The organism is Dermacoccus sp. SAI-028 (assembly GCF_004346775.1).
Taxonomy (GTDB): Bacteria; Actinomycetota; Actinomycetes; order Actinomycetales; family Dermatophilaceae; genus Dermacoccus; species Dermacoccus nishinomiyaensis.
This window is the reverse complement of sequence record NZ_SMFS01000001.1, coordinates 1849719-1863939: the sequence shown is the minus strand read 5'-3', so window position 1 is coordinate 1863939 and position 14221 is coordinate 1849719. Positions and strand designations below refer to the sequence as shown.

Here is a 14221-nt window from a genome sequence, read left to right as displayed (position 1 = left end):
ACGGTGAGCGCACGGGGCGCTCCCACCCCCAGGGGTGCCCCGTTTGCTTCACCGCCCGTCCCACATCGACGATACTGGCGCGATGACGACACGCATGACGGCCGTGCTCACCGGGCAGGTGCTCAGCTGGCTGGGTGATGCCTTCCAGGTGGTGGCATTGCCCGTGGCGATCGTCGTGGCGGGCGGTAGCGCCGGGCAGATGGCCGCGGCCATCACCGCGACGACGGTGGCACGCCTCGTGTTCACGTTGTTCGGTGGGGTCTGGGCGGATCGGGTGCAGCCACGCATCGTCATGGCCGCCTCGGACGCGGTGCGCGCAGCGTGCGGGCTCGTCCTCGCCTGCTGCTTCTGGGCCGGCGCATGGTCGACGCCGGTCATCGTCGGATGCGCCTTCGTCACCGCGGCTGCCGGTGCGTTCTACGGGCCTGCGTTCATGACGTGGCGGCGCGCCGTGGTGCCGGCGGGGGCGCGTCGGCGCACGAACGGGACCATCACGAGCCTGCGTCAGCTCATGCTCATGTTGGGCCCGGTGCTCGGGGGAGCCGTCGTCGGGTTCGCCGGCGCGGGAGTCGGCTTCGCCGTCAACGCGGCGACGTTCGTCGTCTCCCTGGGGGCGGTGCTCGTCTGGGCGGGTCAGGTCGACACGACGGCGAGCGAGCTCACGGAAGCGGGCGAGGGCACCGAAGTGGATGAGAGCTTCGGCGAGCAACTCGTCGCCGGGTGGCGCGCGGTGCGCTCGCGCTCGTGGCTGCTCTTCGGCTTGCTCGCGGCCGGTTTCTACCACATCGGCAACGGCGCGATCCTCGTGCTGGCACCCTTGCTCGTCGCCAGAGAGGCGGGTGGCGCCCACGCCGTCGGCATCGTCGCCGCCGCCGAGGGGCTCGGTGGGTTTGTCGGCGCAGCTCTCGGGTCGCGCATCCACCTGCGACGTCCGCTCTTCAGCGGGTGGGCGCCGCTGCTGCTCATGCCGTTGTGGGCCTTCAGCTTCGCGGTCTTTCACTCGGTGTGGCCGATCGCGGTGCTCGCCGCCGTCGGATACGCGGGTCTGCTCTTCTACGACGTGCATTGGGAGACGGCCATTCAGCAGGCTGTGCCCGGCGAGCTGCAGGGCCGCGTGCATTCCTGGGACATCCTCATGTCCTTCGTCGCGCTACCGCTCGGTTCGATGCTCGCCGCACCCCTTGCCCAGACGTTCGGCGCCCGCCAGGTCATTGCCGTCGCCGCGTGCTTCCTTCTCATCGCGAGTGTCGTGCCCTTGTTCATCCGCAGCATGCGCGAGTTCACCCTCGAACCGTCGCAGACGGACCAGCCCGCCCCATCCCGGTGACGCATCGTGTGCTCGATGCGGCCCGGGTGAGGCCGGCCTGCGTAGGCTCCGCCGTCACCAACTCGTGTGGCGCGGGCGCCCTTCGTCGTAGCCCGAGGCGCTCTGCACACCCACGCGGGCACGTTCGTGGAACTCGTCGATCGTCTTGGCGCCCGCGTAGGTGAACGAGCTGCGCACGCCGGCGATGATCGAGTCCATGAGGTCTTCGACACCCGGCCGCTGCGGGTCGAGGTACATGCGCGAGGACGAGATGCCCTCCTCGAACAGCGCCGAACGTGCACGCTCGAACGCACCCTGCGATGACGTGCGGCCACGCACGGCACGAGCCGACGCCATGCCGAACGACTCCTTGTAGAGGCGCCCGTCGGCGTCGCGGTTGAGGTCGCCGGGCGACTCCCAGGTGCCAGCGAACCACGACCCGATCATGACGCTCGCGCCCCCGGCCGCGAGGGCGAGCGCGACGTCACGCGGATACTTGACGCCGCCGTCAGCCCAGACGTGAGCGCCGAGTTCGCGCGCGGCGGCTGCGCATTCGAGCACCGCGCTGAACTGCGGGCGCCCGACACCCGTCATCATGCGGGTCGTGCACATCGCTCCCGGCCCGACGCCGACCTTCACGATATCGGCGCCCGCTTCGACGAGGTCACGGGCACCGTCGGCAGTGACGACGTTGCCCGCCGCGATGGGGATGCGGCGCCCCGAGGACGTCTCGTGAGCGTCACGGGCTGCCCGCACGACGCCGAGCGCGTCGATCATCTTCTCCTGATGCCCGTGGGCGGTGTCGACGACGAGGACGTCGGCACCCGATTCGAGCATCGTCGTCGCCTTGCCCTCGACGTCACCGTTGATGCCGATGGCGACGCCGATCGACAGCTTGCCGTCGGGGTCGAGCGCGGGGGAGTAGATCGTGGAGCGCAGGATGCCGCGTTTCGTCAGGACACCGACGAGGGCGCCGCCCGCCTCGACGACGACGGCGATGTCGCGGTGCGTACGCTCGAGCAGGTCGAACGTGTCGTGCAGGTCGGCTCCGGATTCCACGGTCGTGATGTCGCGCGTCATGACGTCGGCGATGACGCTGAAGCGGTCGACCTCGAGGCAGTGCGCCTCGCTCACGAGGCCGAGGGGGCGGCGGTCGTCGTCGATGACGACGGCGACGCGGTGTGCGCGTTTGCCGAGCAGCGCGAGCACGTCGCTGACGGGGGCGTCCGGCGCGATCGTCACCGGCGTCTCGTAGGTCGGGTGGCTCGCCTTCACTTGCCGGATGGTCTCCTGAACGGCTGCGATCGGAATGTCCTGCGGCAGGACGGCGACCGCGCCGCGCCGGGCGACCGTCTCGGCCATGCGGCGACCCGAGATCGCCGTCATGTTTGCGACGACGAGCGGGATCGTCGTGCCGACCCCGTCGTTCGTCGTGAGGTCGACATCGAGACGGCTCGTGACGCGCGAGCGCGACGGCACCATGAAGACGTCGTTGTACGTGAGGTCGTAGGCCGTTTTTCCGGTGATGAGTTCCACGTCACTCACCCTAGGCTGACGCGCCGACAACCGCGGAATTGCGGGGTCTTTCTTGTTCGAGGCGGCCTTCGCCCGAATGCCCGAACGGATGCCTGCCCGGCGTCGTGTGGGGCCGGCAGCTGGCCACACGGCCCGCCGCGACCGTCCCGAGCAGACGCGGGGGCGGCGGCGGGCCTACGGTTGAGGCATGAAGCTCACGCATCACGGTCACTCCTGTATCGAACTCGACGCCGGCGGCGTTCGCGTGCTGTTCGACCCCGGCACGTTCAGCTCGTTCGACGACGTCAAGGGCGTCGACGCGATCGTCGTCACGCACCAGCACGCCGACCATCTCGACCCCGACGCCATCGACAGCCTGCGGGCCGAGAACCCTGATGCGGTGTGGTTCGCCGAGCCGCAGACGGCACAGTTGCTCGCGGACAAGGGCGTCGAGGCCACCGCGACGAAGGCCGGCGAGACGTACGACGTCGCGGGCGTCACGCTCGAGGGCGTCGGTTCGACGCACGCCGAGATCCACCCCTACATCCCGCGCGTCGGCAACGTAGGCATCGTCGTGAGCGCGCCGGGTGAGCCGCGCGTCTTCCATCCCGGTGACTCGCTCGAGGGGCGCCCCGAGAACATCGATCTTCTGTGTGTGCCGCTCGCCGCGCCGTGGTCGGCCGTCAAGGAGACCATTGCCTTCGTCCGCGCGGTCGCGCCGCAGCACGTCGTGCCGATCCACGACCAGATCATCGCCCCCGCCGCGCGCGGCATCTTCCTGAACCACGTCGCCGACTTCGGCCGCGACGGCGGCGTCGACGTCATCGATGTGCCCGTCGGCGACAGCGTCGAATTGTCCGCTTGACCCGCCCGGGATGACGCGGGTGGTGCGATCGGCGGCAGGCCGCTTCAGTGCTGCCAATGACGCCGTGTGCGGACACGTGCTGAATGAATGGGAGCCGCTAGCTGGGCTCCCGGCAGCGCTGGGCGGGGGGATCAGGCTGTCGTCGCACGAGAGTGCAGCCGACGGCGCCCGCTCGGTGGGATAGTCCCCGGCGAGTGCCCGACAGGCGTGGCCGCCGACGCGACGTGTCGCGGCCGGGGCGTCGGGCTTTGTGGGGTGTTGGCGCCTGCCGATAACCTGGGCGCATGACGCTCTCGGTGACTTCGTGCCACGACCGCGACGAGTGGGATGCCCTCGTCAACTCCTCCGGCGGCCACCCGCTGCAGTTGTGGGGTTGGGGCGAGCTGAAGTCGCAGTACGAGTGGTCGGCCGACCGCGTCGTCGTGCGTGACGGTGACGACGTCGTCGGCTCGGCGCAGGTGTTGCTGCGCCGCCTACCGGCCCCGTTCAAGTCGCTCGCCTACGTGCCGCGTGGCCCGCAGGCCGCCGAGGCAGACCGCGCGCGTGTCGTCGCGGCGCTCGCGCAGCACGTCAAGAACACGCACGGCCCGATCGGCCTGACGATCGAGCCCGACTGGGAGGCGCCGTTCGCGCCGCTCGAGAAGGGCGCGTCCGACGACGAGATCGCGTCCCTCGTCGCGCGGCCGACGTCCGGGTGGCTCGCCGACGTCGAGGCTGCGGGGTACGTGCGCAGTGACAACACGGGGCTCATCCCGCACACGCTGATCGTCGACGTCACTCGTGACGAGGACACGATCATGAAGGAGCTGAGCAGCTCCACCCGTCAGAACGTGCGCAAGTCGTTCAAGGCCGAGAACGTCCGGTTCGGTCTCGTCACCGAGCAGGCCGATCTCGATCAGGTGCTCGCGATCAACAAGGAGACGGCGAAGCGCGCGAACTTCGCAGTCCACTCCGACCTCTACCACGAGCAGATCCGCGACTTCATGGGCCCCGCCTCGCAGCTCATCGCGGCGTGGGAGGGCGACGAGGTCGTCGCGTTCGTGTGGCTCGTGGTCTCCGGCAAGACCGCGTTCGAGCTGTACGGCGGCGTCAGCCCGCGTGGCATGAAGCTGCGCCTCAACTATGGCCTCAAGTTCTGGGCGATGACGCACGTCAAGGCGCAGGGCGTCGAACGTTATGACTTCAACGGGCTCCTCAATGACGGCATCAGCGACTTCAAGCGCCAGTTCGCCAAGCACGAGGACATGCTCGTCGGCACGTACGACAAGTCGCTCTCGCCGATGTTCCCCGTTTTCGCGACGGCCCTGCCCGTGGTGCGCTCGACGCTCAAGCGCGGCGTGCCCGCGGCGAAGAAGACGGCTGTGTCGCTCAAGAACGACCCGAAGGGGACGCTCGTCGGCGCCGCAGCGGGCGCCCGCTCCAAGGCATCTGACGTTCGCGCCAAGCGCGCTGACGCAGCGTGGCACCGCCTCGACTGACGCCGACCTGACCCGCGACGACCCGCCTGATGTCCCATCGGGCGGGTCGTCGGTTATTCGACGTGTGGCGAGCCGGAGTTTGCGCGGCGGTCGACTGCCTGTTCTGCGCATGCCTTGTCCTGCGCGGCCGAACGCCGCCGCTCCTTGCCGGTCGTCGGGGCTGGCCGCGGCGGGGGCCAGCTGGCTGACCCTCGCGTCGGACGGCGAGGAGCGCTCGTTCGGCTCAGTTCACTGATTCGGCGCCTGCCGGCGATCGTCATCACGGCAACCGGCATTGGCTGACTGACTTCCTCGGCGCGTACGACGGCGGTTGCCACCGAGCGACTTGTCGACTCGTGTGCCCTGCCACGTCGCTTCCGCTCGACCCACCTCGAGGCCGAACGGCGACGTCGCCATCGGCTGCCCAGAAGCCTCAAGATCGCCTGCCGGGCGTTGCCGCTGATTTCGCGAGGCCGTCCGCCACGATGCGGGAAGCAACGAAGCCTCGCGCGCGTGATTTCCGCGGCCCACTATGCCGCGTGGAAGCGCGGCGCGGCCTTTTCGATGTGACAGCCCGGGTAGGTGAGCCACAGGTGGAGTGTCGTGCTGACGCGGCTGTTCTCCAGTGCGAGGTCGAGAAGCGCCTTGACGCGCAGCGATCCGGCCGGGGGAGCCGCTCCGGGCGGGCTGTTCTCGCGCAACGACTGCGCGTGTTCCTCGATGACGGCGTCGAGCGCCACCGCGTCGCCCGTGTCGAGGGTGACGTGCAGTTGCGTCAACGCGTCGAAATCGAGGTGCGGAGTGAACCAGACGGCGTGTTCACGTGCGGTCTCATCAGGGTCGCGCGGTTTCGCGAGACCCTGCCGGTGGAGCAGGGTGAGCGCCCGCGCACGTGCCGCGTCGGCTCCGAGGCGGTGGGCGCCGGCCTTCGTCAGGTCGGCCTCGATGCCGGACGCGACCTCGGGCTCGAGGTGCTGCAGCTCGTGCAGGATGGCGCGCACCGCAGGCATGCGCGCGTCACCGTGTGCAGCTGCTCGAGCGACCGCGGGTGCGGCTGCGCAGTGCGGCGACGTCATCGGACATCGCCGCGACCGTACCGGGTTGCATCCCGGGCACCGCAGCGAGGTGGGCGGGGGCGAACTCGCCTGGCCCGAGCGGGTACGACTCGTCAGCACGTGCGAAGCGTTCGAACTCAAGATGATCCTGAGCCCGCACCGTGTCGTGATGAGCATGTGCGGTGAGGTCGACGACGGTCTGCGCCATCCGGGTGACCATGCGCGCCGCCTCTGCCGCTCGCTCGAGGTCGCGGCGGGTCGCCGCGAGGGTTGCGCACTGGTCGTCGAGGGTCACGCCGTCGTCCGCATCGGACGTCAGCGCGGAACCGCTCGCGAGCGCCCGGTCTGCCGCCACGCGCGTCAGTGCCTGCCATGTCTCGACGAGTTCGTCGCCGGGCAGGCAGGTGAGCGCCTCGAGGCTCTCCCGCACGATGCTGTCCATGCTGCATTATCGCACATATGTTCGAATGACGGAAGATTGTTGCACGCCGGGTTGACCGGTCGAAGCCGGGCTGGTCCGTACCTTTGCGAGAAACCCCCAGCGGATCGGCTGCCCCTCGCCAGCTATGGTGCCGTGCAGCGACCCCAGCGATGCCGAGCGCAGCGGGCCTGTGACTGAGTCAACGTCCGCTGTCGCGCACCGTCGGTCACGGGATGGCCCGTCCCGCCGCCGACCCCATTGCGCCGAGGAAACGCCACGCGTCATCGCACGGTCAGGCCCACCGGAGGTTCACGAAATGCGCCCGGTCGCCAGCACGGCGCGAGCATCGAAGGTCAGCGTCCCCTCGGCACTCATCGTGCGGGCCGTCTCGAAGAAGAGCTCCCGCATCCGGGCCCTCACCTCGGGTGATTGAGCAAGGTACGTCATGCCCGGCGTCGCCACGCCGGCCGTGATGCCCGCCCACAGGTCCTCGGGCGTCACCGTCCACGTCCAGCTGATGTCGGTGGATCGGACATCGTCGAGCCCCGCCGCGGCGAAGAGGGAACCGAGGCCCCGGCGGGTTCGCTCGAAGTCCTGATCGGCAGGTAGGGACTGGTCAGGCAGCGGCGTCAGATCGGGGCAGGAGAGCACCTCGCGGAGCAAGGGGCCGAACCCTGCGCCACCGGCGGGCCAGATCGTCGCCGCCACGATCCCGTCACGACGGCAGACGCGGGACAGCTCGCGCATCGACGCGCACGGTGCCTCGACGTGATTGATGACGAAATTGGCCGTCACGATGTCGAAGCTGCCGGAGCAGAAAGGGAGTTCAGGCAGCGCTGCTTTCAGAGTGGCCACGTGGGGTGCCGAAGAGCGGGTGAGTTCGCACATCGTCGCGTCCGCGTCGCACGCGACGACCGCACGACCGGTCTCTGACGCGGCAGCGGCCAAGCGACCGTCGCCGCACCCGACGTCGAGATGGCGCACGACGTCGTCGCTGTGGCCGCGCTGGTCATTCGTTGCGGCCAGGAGCGGCCCGGTGGCGCCCGCGCAAGCCCGTGCAAACGATCGGCGGTAGCCCTCCGCGACGTCGGCCCAGTCCCTCATCGCCCGGCGGGCGTGCAGATGCAGTGACGGTTGCCGTCGGCGTCCTCGACGACCCAGAACGACGGGGCGTGGGCGTCGCTGACGAGGCGGCCGCCGGCATCGAGAACGGCTGCCAGCCGCTGCTCGGCGGCCTCCGCCGCCACCCAGACGTCGAAGTGCCAACGCTGCTCGTGATCCGCCGGCGGGAGCTGGGAATCGTCGGCCGCATCGCCATCGGGGGAGTCTGCATCATCCGGGGCCTGCCACCACACCGTCGGCGTCTGGCCGCTCGGGTCGACGGGCTCACCGTCACGCAGCGGCGCAGCGAAGAGCGCCGAGTAGAACGGAGCGACCTCGTCCGCGTGTGCAGTGTCGAGCCCCGGATCGATCTGGGTGAGACCGGCCACGTCCGGTTCGAGGCCCAGGTGCGCCGCGTGCTCGGCGCTCAACCTCGCCATCCGTAGATCGCGGCTCGTGATGCCGCGGACGTCATGGCTGACGAGGCTGACGATGACGTCCCCGTACGTCAGGGTGACGTCGGGATGGTGATCCCACCGTTCCGCCGACTCGCCGATGAGGTTCACGAGCCGCAACCCCGTCGCGAAGTCGCCAGTGCGGTAGCGCGCCCGCAGTGACCCCATGATCTGCGTCCACCCGGCCGGGGCCTGCGCGGCCACCTCCGCCGCCGTCAGGGTGCGCATCGGATCGGGCCGCCCGCCGGGACGCTGCGTCATGTCGTCGCTCATGGCTCCAGTCGACCACACCCGCGCCCGTGCTGGGAGCGTGTCGGTCGCCTCGGTTCCGCCGTGCCCAGCACCGCGGGCGACTGCGTGAGGTGCAGCGTCGGCTCCCACGCTTGACCGCCGGAACTGCTAGCAGCTCCTCGAGCACGTGGCTCGGTTCCACACCGCGATGCGCCTCACGCACCCACGACGTCGTCGCCCGCCCCGTCCCGCCGCCTCACCCCCGCCGGTCGCGCGCAGACGTCGGTTCGTCGATGCCTTCGCGCAACAGCGGGTCGATACGGTAGGGGATGACGCGGCGCAGGTAGACGCTCGTGCGGGTTCGAGTGACGCCGGGGCACAGGCGGATCTCCTCGCTGACGCGATAGAGGTCGTCAGGGTCGCGCGCGACGACGCGCACGAGCAGGTCCGTCTCGCCGGCCGGCGCGAAGCACTCGAGCACCTCGGGGATTTGCGCCAACCCGTCGATCGCGCCCGAGATGTCGTGCTGATCCAGCTCGACCGCCACCATCGCGCTCATGGGCCGTCCGAGCGTCGCCGGGTCGACGCGCGCACTGTTGAGTCGCAGGATGCCGCGCTCGCGAAACCGCTCCAGCCGCGCGTGCACCGTGCCGCGCGCCAGGCCGCAACGCTGCGCGAGCGCCATCGTCGTCATACGCGGGTCCTCGTCGAGAGCGAGCAGGAGCAGCCGATCCGTCTCGTCGAGCTGCGGCGGTGAGGTCGGGCGCGGCGACCCAGATGACGTCGCGGTCGCGGACGTCGTCGCCGTGCGTGGCCCCGTGTCTGTTTGTCGAGCTGCGCCGCGTCGGGCGTGGGAGCGTCGATCCATGATCATCCTCGTTCCAGTCGTGACGCGTGCTCAGCGCACCGCATCCATGGCCTGAAGCACAGTGCAGTGCGCTGCCCCGCGCAGGTCGCACGAGCAGTTCACGCCCACCCGAGCCTGACGCTGGAAGGGCCCGGTGCCTGCCGACCTGGGCGTCGTGGCCAAGCAACGACGCATGACGCCCCGCCACCTTGATCATAATGACCAATCAAGGCGGTGGGTGTTGCGCAGCATGATCGACATTGCAAGAGTTGAGGCATCGCGTTCGACGCGCTCACCACCCCGAGTGCGCGAACCGGCAGGTGACTCGGAGCCCCACCACGGCCCGAACAGCCGCGCACCACCACCCTGGGTGAGCACGCCACGAAGCGACCGAGGCCGGCTCCCGAACACTGCGGGAAGCCGGCCTCGTCGTCATCGGGCGAGTTCTCGGGCGCGCCTGGTCGCAGGTGACGGCCGAGCAGTGGCCGCTACTTCACGTGCCGATCGTGCGCGAGGCGCGCTGCACCGACGATGCCGGCGGCGTTCTCGAGCTTGGCGGGCACGATGGGCGTGCGGATGTCGAGCAGTGGCAGGAACTTCTCGGCCTTCTTCGACACGCCACCGCCGACGACGAACAGGTCGGGCCACAGCAGGTTCTCCAGCGAGGTGTAGTACTTCGTGAGTCGCTTGGCCCACTTGCCGTACGACAGTTCCTCGCGCTCCTTCGCCGAGTGAGCGGCCCGCGTCTCGGCGTCGTGGCCCTCGACCTCGATGTGGCCGAGCTCAGAGTTCGGTACGAGCACACCGTCGTTGATGACGGCGGTGCCGATGCCGGTGCCGAGCGTCGTGACGAGCACGAGCCCGTCCGTGTCCTTCGCCGCGCCGTAGAAGTTCTCTGCAATGCCGGCCGCGTCGGCGTCGTTGACCACGAGCACGTCGCGCCCGATATGCGCCGAGATGAGCTCTTCGGCGTTCGTCCCGATCCACGCCTTGTCGATGTTCGCGGCCGTACGCACGACGCCGTGCTGCACGACGCCGGGAATCGTCACGCCGATCGGTTCGTCGCCGATCATGTCGGCGAAGTGCTCGACGATCTGGGCGATGACGTCCGCGACAGCGTCAGGCGAGGCACCCGCGGGCGTCTCGAAACGGATGCGCTCCGAAGCGAACGCGCCCTTGTCGAGGTCGACGGGGGCACCCTTGATGCCGGTTCCGCCGACGTCGATGCCGAGGGGATAGGACGTGCGGGTCATGCTCGGGCTCCTTGATCAACTGCAGGGGAATCGCACTGCACGGGACGGGGCCACCGACATCTCGCGTGCGGCGACGAACTCGTCGACAGCCTAACCGCGCCGCCCGTCAGCCCTCGTGCGCAGGCGCTGGGCCTGCGGCAACGTCAGTCGACGCTGGTGAGGATCTGCGGGCCCGTCTCGGTGATGACGAGGGTGTTCTCGAACTGCGCCGAACGCGAGCCGTCGGCCGTCACGACCGTCCAGCCGTCGTCCCATGTCGGGGCCGACTCGCCCGAACCCAGGTTGAGCATGGGCTCGACCGTGAAGACCATGCCCACCTCGATGACGTCGTCGTAGTGGGGCGCCGCGTCGTAATGCGGGATGATGAGGCCGTTGTGGAACTCGGTGCCGATGCCGTGGCCCGTGTAGTCACGCACGACGCCGTAGCCGAACCGCTTCGCGTACTGCTCGATGACACGGCCGATGATGTTGACCTGCCGCCCCGGCTTCGCGGCGCGGATGCCGCGCATCATCGCCTCCTTCGTGCGTTCGACGAGCAGGCGCGACTCGTCGTCGACGTCGCCGCACAGGTATGTCGCGCAGTTGTCGCCGTGCACGCCGTCCTTGTAGGCCGTGACGTCGAGCTTCACGATGTCGCCGTCCTCGAGCACCGTCGAGTCGGGGATGCCGTGGCAGATGACCTCGTTGACGCTCGTGCACAGCGACTTCGGGAAGCCGAGGTAGTCGAGCGTCGAGGGGTAGGCGCCGTGGTCGAGCATGTACTCGTGGGCGATGCGGTCGAGCTCGTCGGTCGTGACACCGGGGGCGACGGCCTTGCCCGCCTCCTCCATCGCGCCCGCGGCGATGCGCCCGGCGACGCGCAGGCGTTCGATCGTCTCCGCGTCCTTGACGTACGACTCGAAGCCCTCGCGCGCCTCGTCGCGCCCGACGTACTCGGGGCGGGCGATCTTCTGAGGCACGCTGCGGCGCGGGCTGATCGTGCCCGCGGTGATCGTGCGGCCGGACGTGGTCGTGGAGCGCGTCGTCGTCATAGGGTTGAGTCTAGAGGCCGGGTCCGACAGGGCTCGGCGCCCGCACAAGACGCGCCCGCAGGCGCGAGGAGGTGAGCCGTCATGGCCTACTGGTACAACGTCAACACCGGTGCCGTGGAGCAGGGGGAGGAGACCAACGCCAAGAGCGACATGCTCGGCCCCTACGCCACCGAGGCCGCGGCGCGCGACGCCATCGAATCCGCGCACAAGCGCAGCGAGGAGTGGGACGCTGAAGAGCGTCGTTTCAACGGCGACGACTGACGCACCCATCCACGCGCGACGGGCCGCATCCCACGAGGGATGCGGCCCGTCGTCATGATCTGGCGCGGCGTGATGCGGCTGATCCGACGCGCGCATCTGGCCAGGAATGTCACCGTTGCCTGCCGGGTAGGGCCGCCCATGAGCCCCACGTGAGACGCTGACGCGCCCCACGCCATCGACGCATAGCATCGCAATGCAACGACGGGTGCGAAGAAGGGGAGCACAGGTGAGCGAGCTCGGGTTCGATCTGCGGCGGCTCGCGATCCCCGCCTATGGCCCGACGCTGCTGTTCGGTGCCGCTGAGGGCGCCATCCTGCCCGTCATCCCCTCGACGGCCGTGGCGCGCGGCGCGTCGGTGGCGCTCGCGGCTTTCGTCGCGATGCTCATCGGGCTCGGCTCGCTCGTGTCGAACATCCCCGCCTCACTCATCACGCAGCGCCTCGGCGAACGTCGCGCGCTCGTGCTCGCGGGCGTCGTCACGGCCGCGGGATGCCTGCTGTGCCTCGCGCCGAGCCTCGTCGCGCTCATGCTCGGTGTCGTCATCATCGGCATGGCGTCGTCGGTCTACATGCTCGCGCGCCAGAAGTACCTGACGGAGGCCGTCCCGCCCACGCACCGGGCGCGCGCGTTGTCGCTGCTCGGCGGCGTGGGTCGCATCGGCATGTTCGTCGGCCCCCTCGTCGGCGCCGCCCTCATCGGAGTGTTCGGCGGGCGTTCCGTCTTCGTCCTCGCCATCGTCTTCCTCGCGCTCGCGACGTGGTGCGCGCTGCTCATGGAGGATGTCGAGCGGGCCGGAACCGGGCCCGTCGAACGGGTCTCCACCCGCACCGTCGCACGCTCGTTCGCGCGCGTGCTGCTGACGGCCGGGCTCGGCGTCCTGCTCGTGTCGGCCGTGCGCGCGACACGGCAGGTCGTCATCCCGCTGTGGTGCACGCACATCGGCCTCGACGAGCAGTCGACGAGCGCCATCTACGGGATCGCGGGCGGCATCGACATGCTCGTGTTCTACCCGGCCGGCAAGGTCATGGACGTGCGGGGGCGCGCCGCCGTCGCCGTACCGTCGATGCTCATCATGGCCGCAGCCCTCGTCGCGCTGCCGTTCGCCCACACCTTCGCCGCGGTGCTCGCCGCGAGCTGCGCGCTCGGGTTCGGCAACGGCATCGGCTCTGGCATGGTGATGACGCTCGGCGCCGACTTCTCGCCCGACGTCGGACGCGCGCCGTTCCTCGGCCTGTGGCGCCAGCTCAGTGACACCGGTTCGACGATCGGGCCGCTCGCCCTGTCCGGCATGACGGCGCTGGCCGGCCTGAGCGCCGCCGTCGTCGTGAACGCGATCTTCGGCGTCCTCGCCGCCGCGATGCTCGCCTACTGGCCCGCCAAGCTCATGCGCGCCGGATGGGGTGCCGCCCGGCCCGAACCTGACGCCGCCGACTCAGCACCCTCACACCAGCGCTGACATACCCGATCCTCTCGCGTCCCGCGCGAACGACGAGCGCGGGCGTCAGCTCTCGAAGCTGTGCTCGGGCGCCGGGAACGTGCCGGAGGCGACGTCTTCGCGGTAGGTGCGCGCCGCGTCGAGCAGCACGCTGCGCACGTCGGCGAACTTCTTGGCGAAGCGCGGATAGCGGCCGTCACGCAGGCCGGCGAAGTCGGTCCACACGAGCACCTGACCGTCGCATCCGGCGCCGGCGCCGATGCCGATCGTCGGCACGCGCAGCGCGTCCGTCACCTGCTGCGCGACGGGCGCCGGCACCATCTCCATGAGCACGCAGAAAGCCCCCGCGTCCTGCAGCGCCCGCGCCTCGGCGACCATGCGCTCGGCGTCGTCGCCGCGGCCCTGGACTCGGTACCCGCCGAGCGTGTGCTCGCTCTGCGGCGTGAACCCGATGTGCGCGATGACGGGGATGCCGCCGCGCACGAGATGCTCGACGGTGGGCGCCATGTGCGCCCCGCCCTCGAGCTTGACCGCGTGAGCGCGCCCTTCCTTCATGAGTCGCGCGGCGCTCGCGAACGCCTGCTGCGGCGATTCCTGGTAGCTGCCGAACGGCAGATCCGCGACGACGAGGGCGTGCTGCGCAGCGCCGCTGACGGCACGCACGAGGGGGATGAGTTCGTCGAGGGTGACGGGCAGCGTCGTGTCGTAACCGAGCACGTTGTTGCCCGCCGAGTCGCCGACGAGGAGCGTCTCGATGCCGGCCTCGTCGAAGATCTCGGCCGTGTACATGTCGTAGGAGGTGAGCATCGAGAAACGCTCACCGCGCTCCTTCAACTGCTGCAGCGTGACGGTGCGGATGCGCTTGCGTTCGGCGGTGCGGTACGGGGCGGCCTCTTCACTCATGGCTCCAGCGTAATCAGCAGCCGTTGGAGCCGTTCCCATCCGCTGGCGGGGGCGGATCGTGATAGCACCCTTCGTTACGCAAATG

14 protein-coding genes are annotated in these 14221 nt (G+C 69.8%); 5 read left to right on the top strand and 9 right to left on the bottom strand.

Features of this window, described 5'->3' with window-relative positions; translation table 11 throughout:
• Positions 1-82: 82 nt before the first annotated feature.
• Positions 83-1327: an MFS transporter gene (locus EDC82_RS08460; protein ID WP_131941160.1), complete on the top strand. Its 1245-nt coding sequence runs from the start codon at positions 83-85 to the stop codon at positions 1325-1327.
• 54 nt (positions 1328-1381) lie between these two features.
• On the opposite strand, the gene EDC82_RS08455 is transcribed toward EDC82_RS08460, so the two are convergent.
• Positions 1382-2842 (bottom strand): GuaB1 family IMP dehydrogenase-related protein, encoded by a 1461-nt coding sequence (locus EDC82_RS08455; RefSeq protein ID WP_006944164.1) that lies wholly within the window; start codon positions 2840-2842, stop codon positions 1382-1384.
• A 187-nt stretch (positions 2843-3029) separates the two neighbouring features.
• Between EDC82_RS08455 and EDC82_RS08450 the strand changes: the two genes are divergently transcribed.
• Both EDC82_RS08450 and EDC82_RS08445 read left to right on the top strand, forming a co-directional pair.
• Complete coding sequence (locus tag EDC82_RS08450; RefSeq protein ID WP_006944258.1) at positions 3030-3686, top strand: MBL fold metallo-hydrolase; 657 nt, start codon at positions 3030-3032, stop codon at positions 3684-3686.
• A gap of 284 nt (positions 3687-3970) precedes the next feature.
• The gene (locus tag EDC82_RS08445) at positions 3971-5164 is read left to right on the top strand and encodes a peptidoglycan bridge formation glycyltransferase FemA/FemB family protein (protein ID WP_040014395.1); all 1194 of its coding nucleotides are present in this window, start codon (positions 3971-3973) and stop codon (positions 5162-5164) included.
• 509 nt (positions 5165-5673) lie between these two features.
• Here EDC82_RS08445 and EDC82_RS08440 read toward each other — a convergent pair.
• The 7 genes from EDC82_RS08440 to map form a co-directional block, all read right to left on the bottom strand.
• Positions 5674-6153: a hypothetical protein gene (locus EDC82_RS08440; protein ID WP_131941158.1), complete on the bottom strand. Its 480-nt coding sequence runs from the start codon at positions 6151-6153 to the stop codon at positions 5674-5676.
• A gap of 7 nt (positions 6154-6160) precedes the next feature.
• Positions 6161-6640 carry a hypothetical protein gene (locus EDC82_RS08435; RefSeq protein ID WP_062257828.1) on the bottom strand — a complete coding sequence of 160 codons (480 nt, stop codon included), beginning with the start codon at positions 6638-6640 and terminating at the stop codon, positions 6161-6163.
• A 288-nt stretch (positions 6641-6928) separates the two neighbouring features.
• Positions 6929-7723 (bottom strand): class I SAM-dependent methyltransferase, encoded by a 795-nt coding sequence (locus EDC82_RS08430; RefSeq protein WP_115296115.1) that lies wholly within the window; start codon positions 7721-7723, stop codon positions 6929-6931.
• Entirely contained in the window at positions 7720-8448 is a 729-nt protein-coding gene (locus EDC82_RS08425) for a 4a-hydroxytetrahydrobiopterin dehydratase (protein ID WP_083607195.1), read from the bottom strand. The genes EDC82_RS08430 and EDC82_RS08425 overlap by 4 nt, the downstream gene beginning before the upstream one ends.
• 214 nt (positions 8449-8662) lie before the next feature.
• Positions 8663-9274 carry an Lrp/AsnC family transcriptional regulator gene (locus EDC82_RS08420; protein ID WP_006944270.1) on the bottom strand — a complete coding sequence of 204 codons (612 nt, stop codon included), beginning with the start codon at positions 9272-9274 and terminating at the stop codon, positions 8663-8665.
• Between the two features lie 467 nt (positions 9275-9741).
• A complete protein-coding gene (gene ppgK, locus EDC82_RS08415; RefSeq protein ID WP_006944296.1) occupies positions 9742-10506 on the bottom strand; it encodes a polyphosphate--glucose phosphotransferase in 765 nt (254 codons plus the stop codon).
• Positions 10507-10649: 143 nt separating this feature from the next.
• Positions 10650-11537 carry a type I methionyl aminopeptidase gene (gene map / locus EDC82_RS08410; protein WP_006944215.1) on the bottom strand — a complete coding sequence of 296 codons (888 nt, stop codon included), beginning with the start codon at positions 11535-11537 and terminating at the stop codon, positions 10650-10652.
• Between the two features lie 81 nt (positions 11538-11618).
• On the opposite strand from map, the gene EDC82_RS08405 reads away from it, so the two are divergent.
• Both EDC82_RS08405 and EDC82_RS08400 read left to right on the top strand, forming a co-directional pair.
• Positions 11619-11798, top strand: a complete 180-nt coding sequence (locus tag EDC82_RS08405) for a hypothetical protein (RefSeq protein WP_006944217.1) — start codon at positions 11619-11621, stop codon at positions 11796-11798.
• 193 nt (positions 11799-11991) lie between these two features.
• On the top strand, positions 11992-13254 hold the full coding sequence (locus EDC82_RS08400) for an MFS transporter (RefSeq protein ID WP_006944312.1): 1263 nt from the start codon (positions 11992-11994) through the stop codon (positions 13252-13254).
• Positions 13255-13299: 45 nt separating this feature from the next.
• Here the strand turns inward: EDC82_RS08400 and panB are convergent, their stop codons facing one another.
• Positions 13300-14136 carry a 3-methyl-2-oxobutanoate hydroxymethyltransferase gene (gene panB, locus EDC82_RS08395; protein ID WP_050786456.1) on the bottom strand — a complete coding sequence of 279 codons (837 nt, stop codon included), beginning with the start codon at positions 14134-14136 and terminating at the stop codon, positions 13300-13302.
• Between the last annotated feature and the right edge of the window lie 85 nt (positions 14137-14221).

Excerpts from the sequence above, each read along its gene's own strand:
- ppgK (WP_006944296.1), bottom strand. The coding sequence starts at position 10,506 with ATGACCCGCACGTCCTATCCCCTCGGCATCGACGTCGGCGGAACCGGC.
- EDC82_RS08430 (WP_115296115.1), bottom strand. The coding sequence starts at position 7,723 with ATGAGGGACTGGGCCGACGTCGCGGAGGGCTACCGCCGATCGTTTGCA.
- EDC82_RS08445 (WP_040014395.1), top strand. The coding sequence starts at position 3,971 with ATGACGCTCTCGGTGACTTCGTGCCACGACCGCGACGAGTGGGATGCC.
- EDC82_RS08450 (WP_006944258.1), top strand. The coding sequence starts at position 3,030 with ATGAAGCTCACGCATCACGGTCACTCCTGTATCGAACTCGACGCCGGC.
- EDC82_RS08460 (WP_131941160.1), top strand. The coding sequence starts at position 83 with ATGACGACACGCATGACGGCCGTGCTCACCGGGCAGGTGCTCAGCTGG.
- EDC82_RS08440 (WP_131941158.1), bottom strand. The coding sequence starts at position 6,153 with ATGCCTGCGGTGCGCGCCATCCTGCACGAGCTGCAGCACCTCGAGCCC.
- panB (WP_050786456.1), bottom strand. The coding sequence starts at position 14,136 with ATGAGTGAAGAGGCCGCCCCGTACCGCACCGCCGAACGCAAGCGCATC.
- EDC82_RS08435 (WP_062257828.1), bottom strand. The coding sequence starts at position 6,640 with ATGGACAGCATCGTGCGGGAGAGCCTCGAGGCGCTCACCTGCCTGCCC.
- EDC82_RS08400 (WP_006944312.1), top strand. The coding sequence starts at position 11,992 with ATGCAACGACGGGTGCGAAGAAGGGGAGCACAGGTGAGCGAGCTCGGG.
- EDC82_RS08420 (WP_006944270.1), bottom strand. The coding sequence starts at position 9,274 with ATGGATCGACGCTCCCACGCCCGACGCGGCGCAGCTCGACAAACAGAC.
- map (WP_006944215.1), bottom strand. The coding sequence starts at position 11,537 with ATGACGACGACGCGCTCCACGACCACGTCCGGCCGCACGATCACCGCG.
- EDC82_RS08425 (WP_083607195.1), bottom strand. The coding sequence starts at position 8,448 with ATGAGCGACGACATGACGCAGCGTCCCGGCGGGCGGCCCGATCCGATG.
- EDC82_RS08405 (WP_006944217.1), top strand. The coding sequence starts at position 11,619 with ATGGCCTACTGGTACAACGTCAACACCGGTGCCGTGGAGCAGGGGGAG.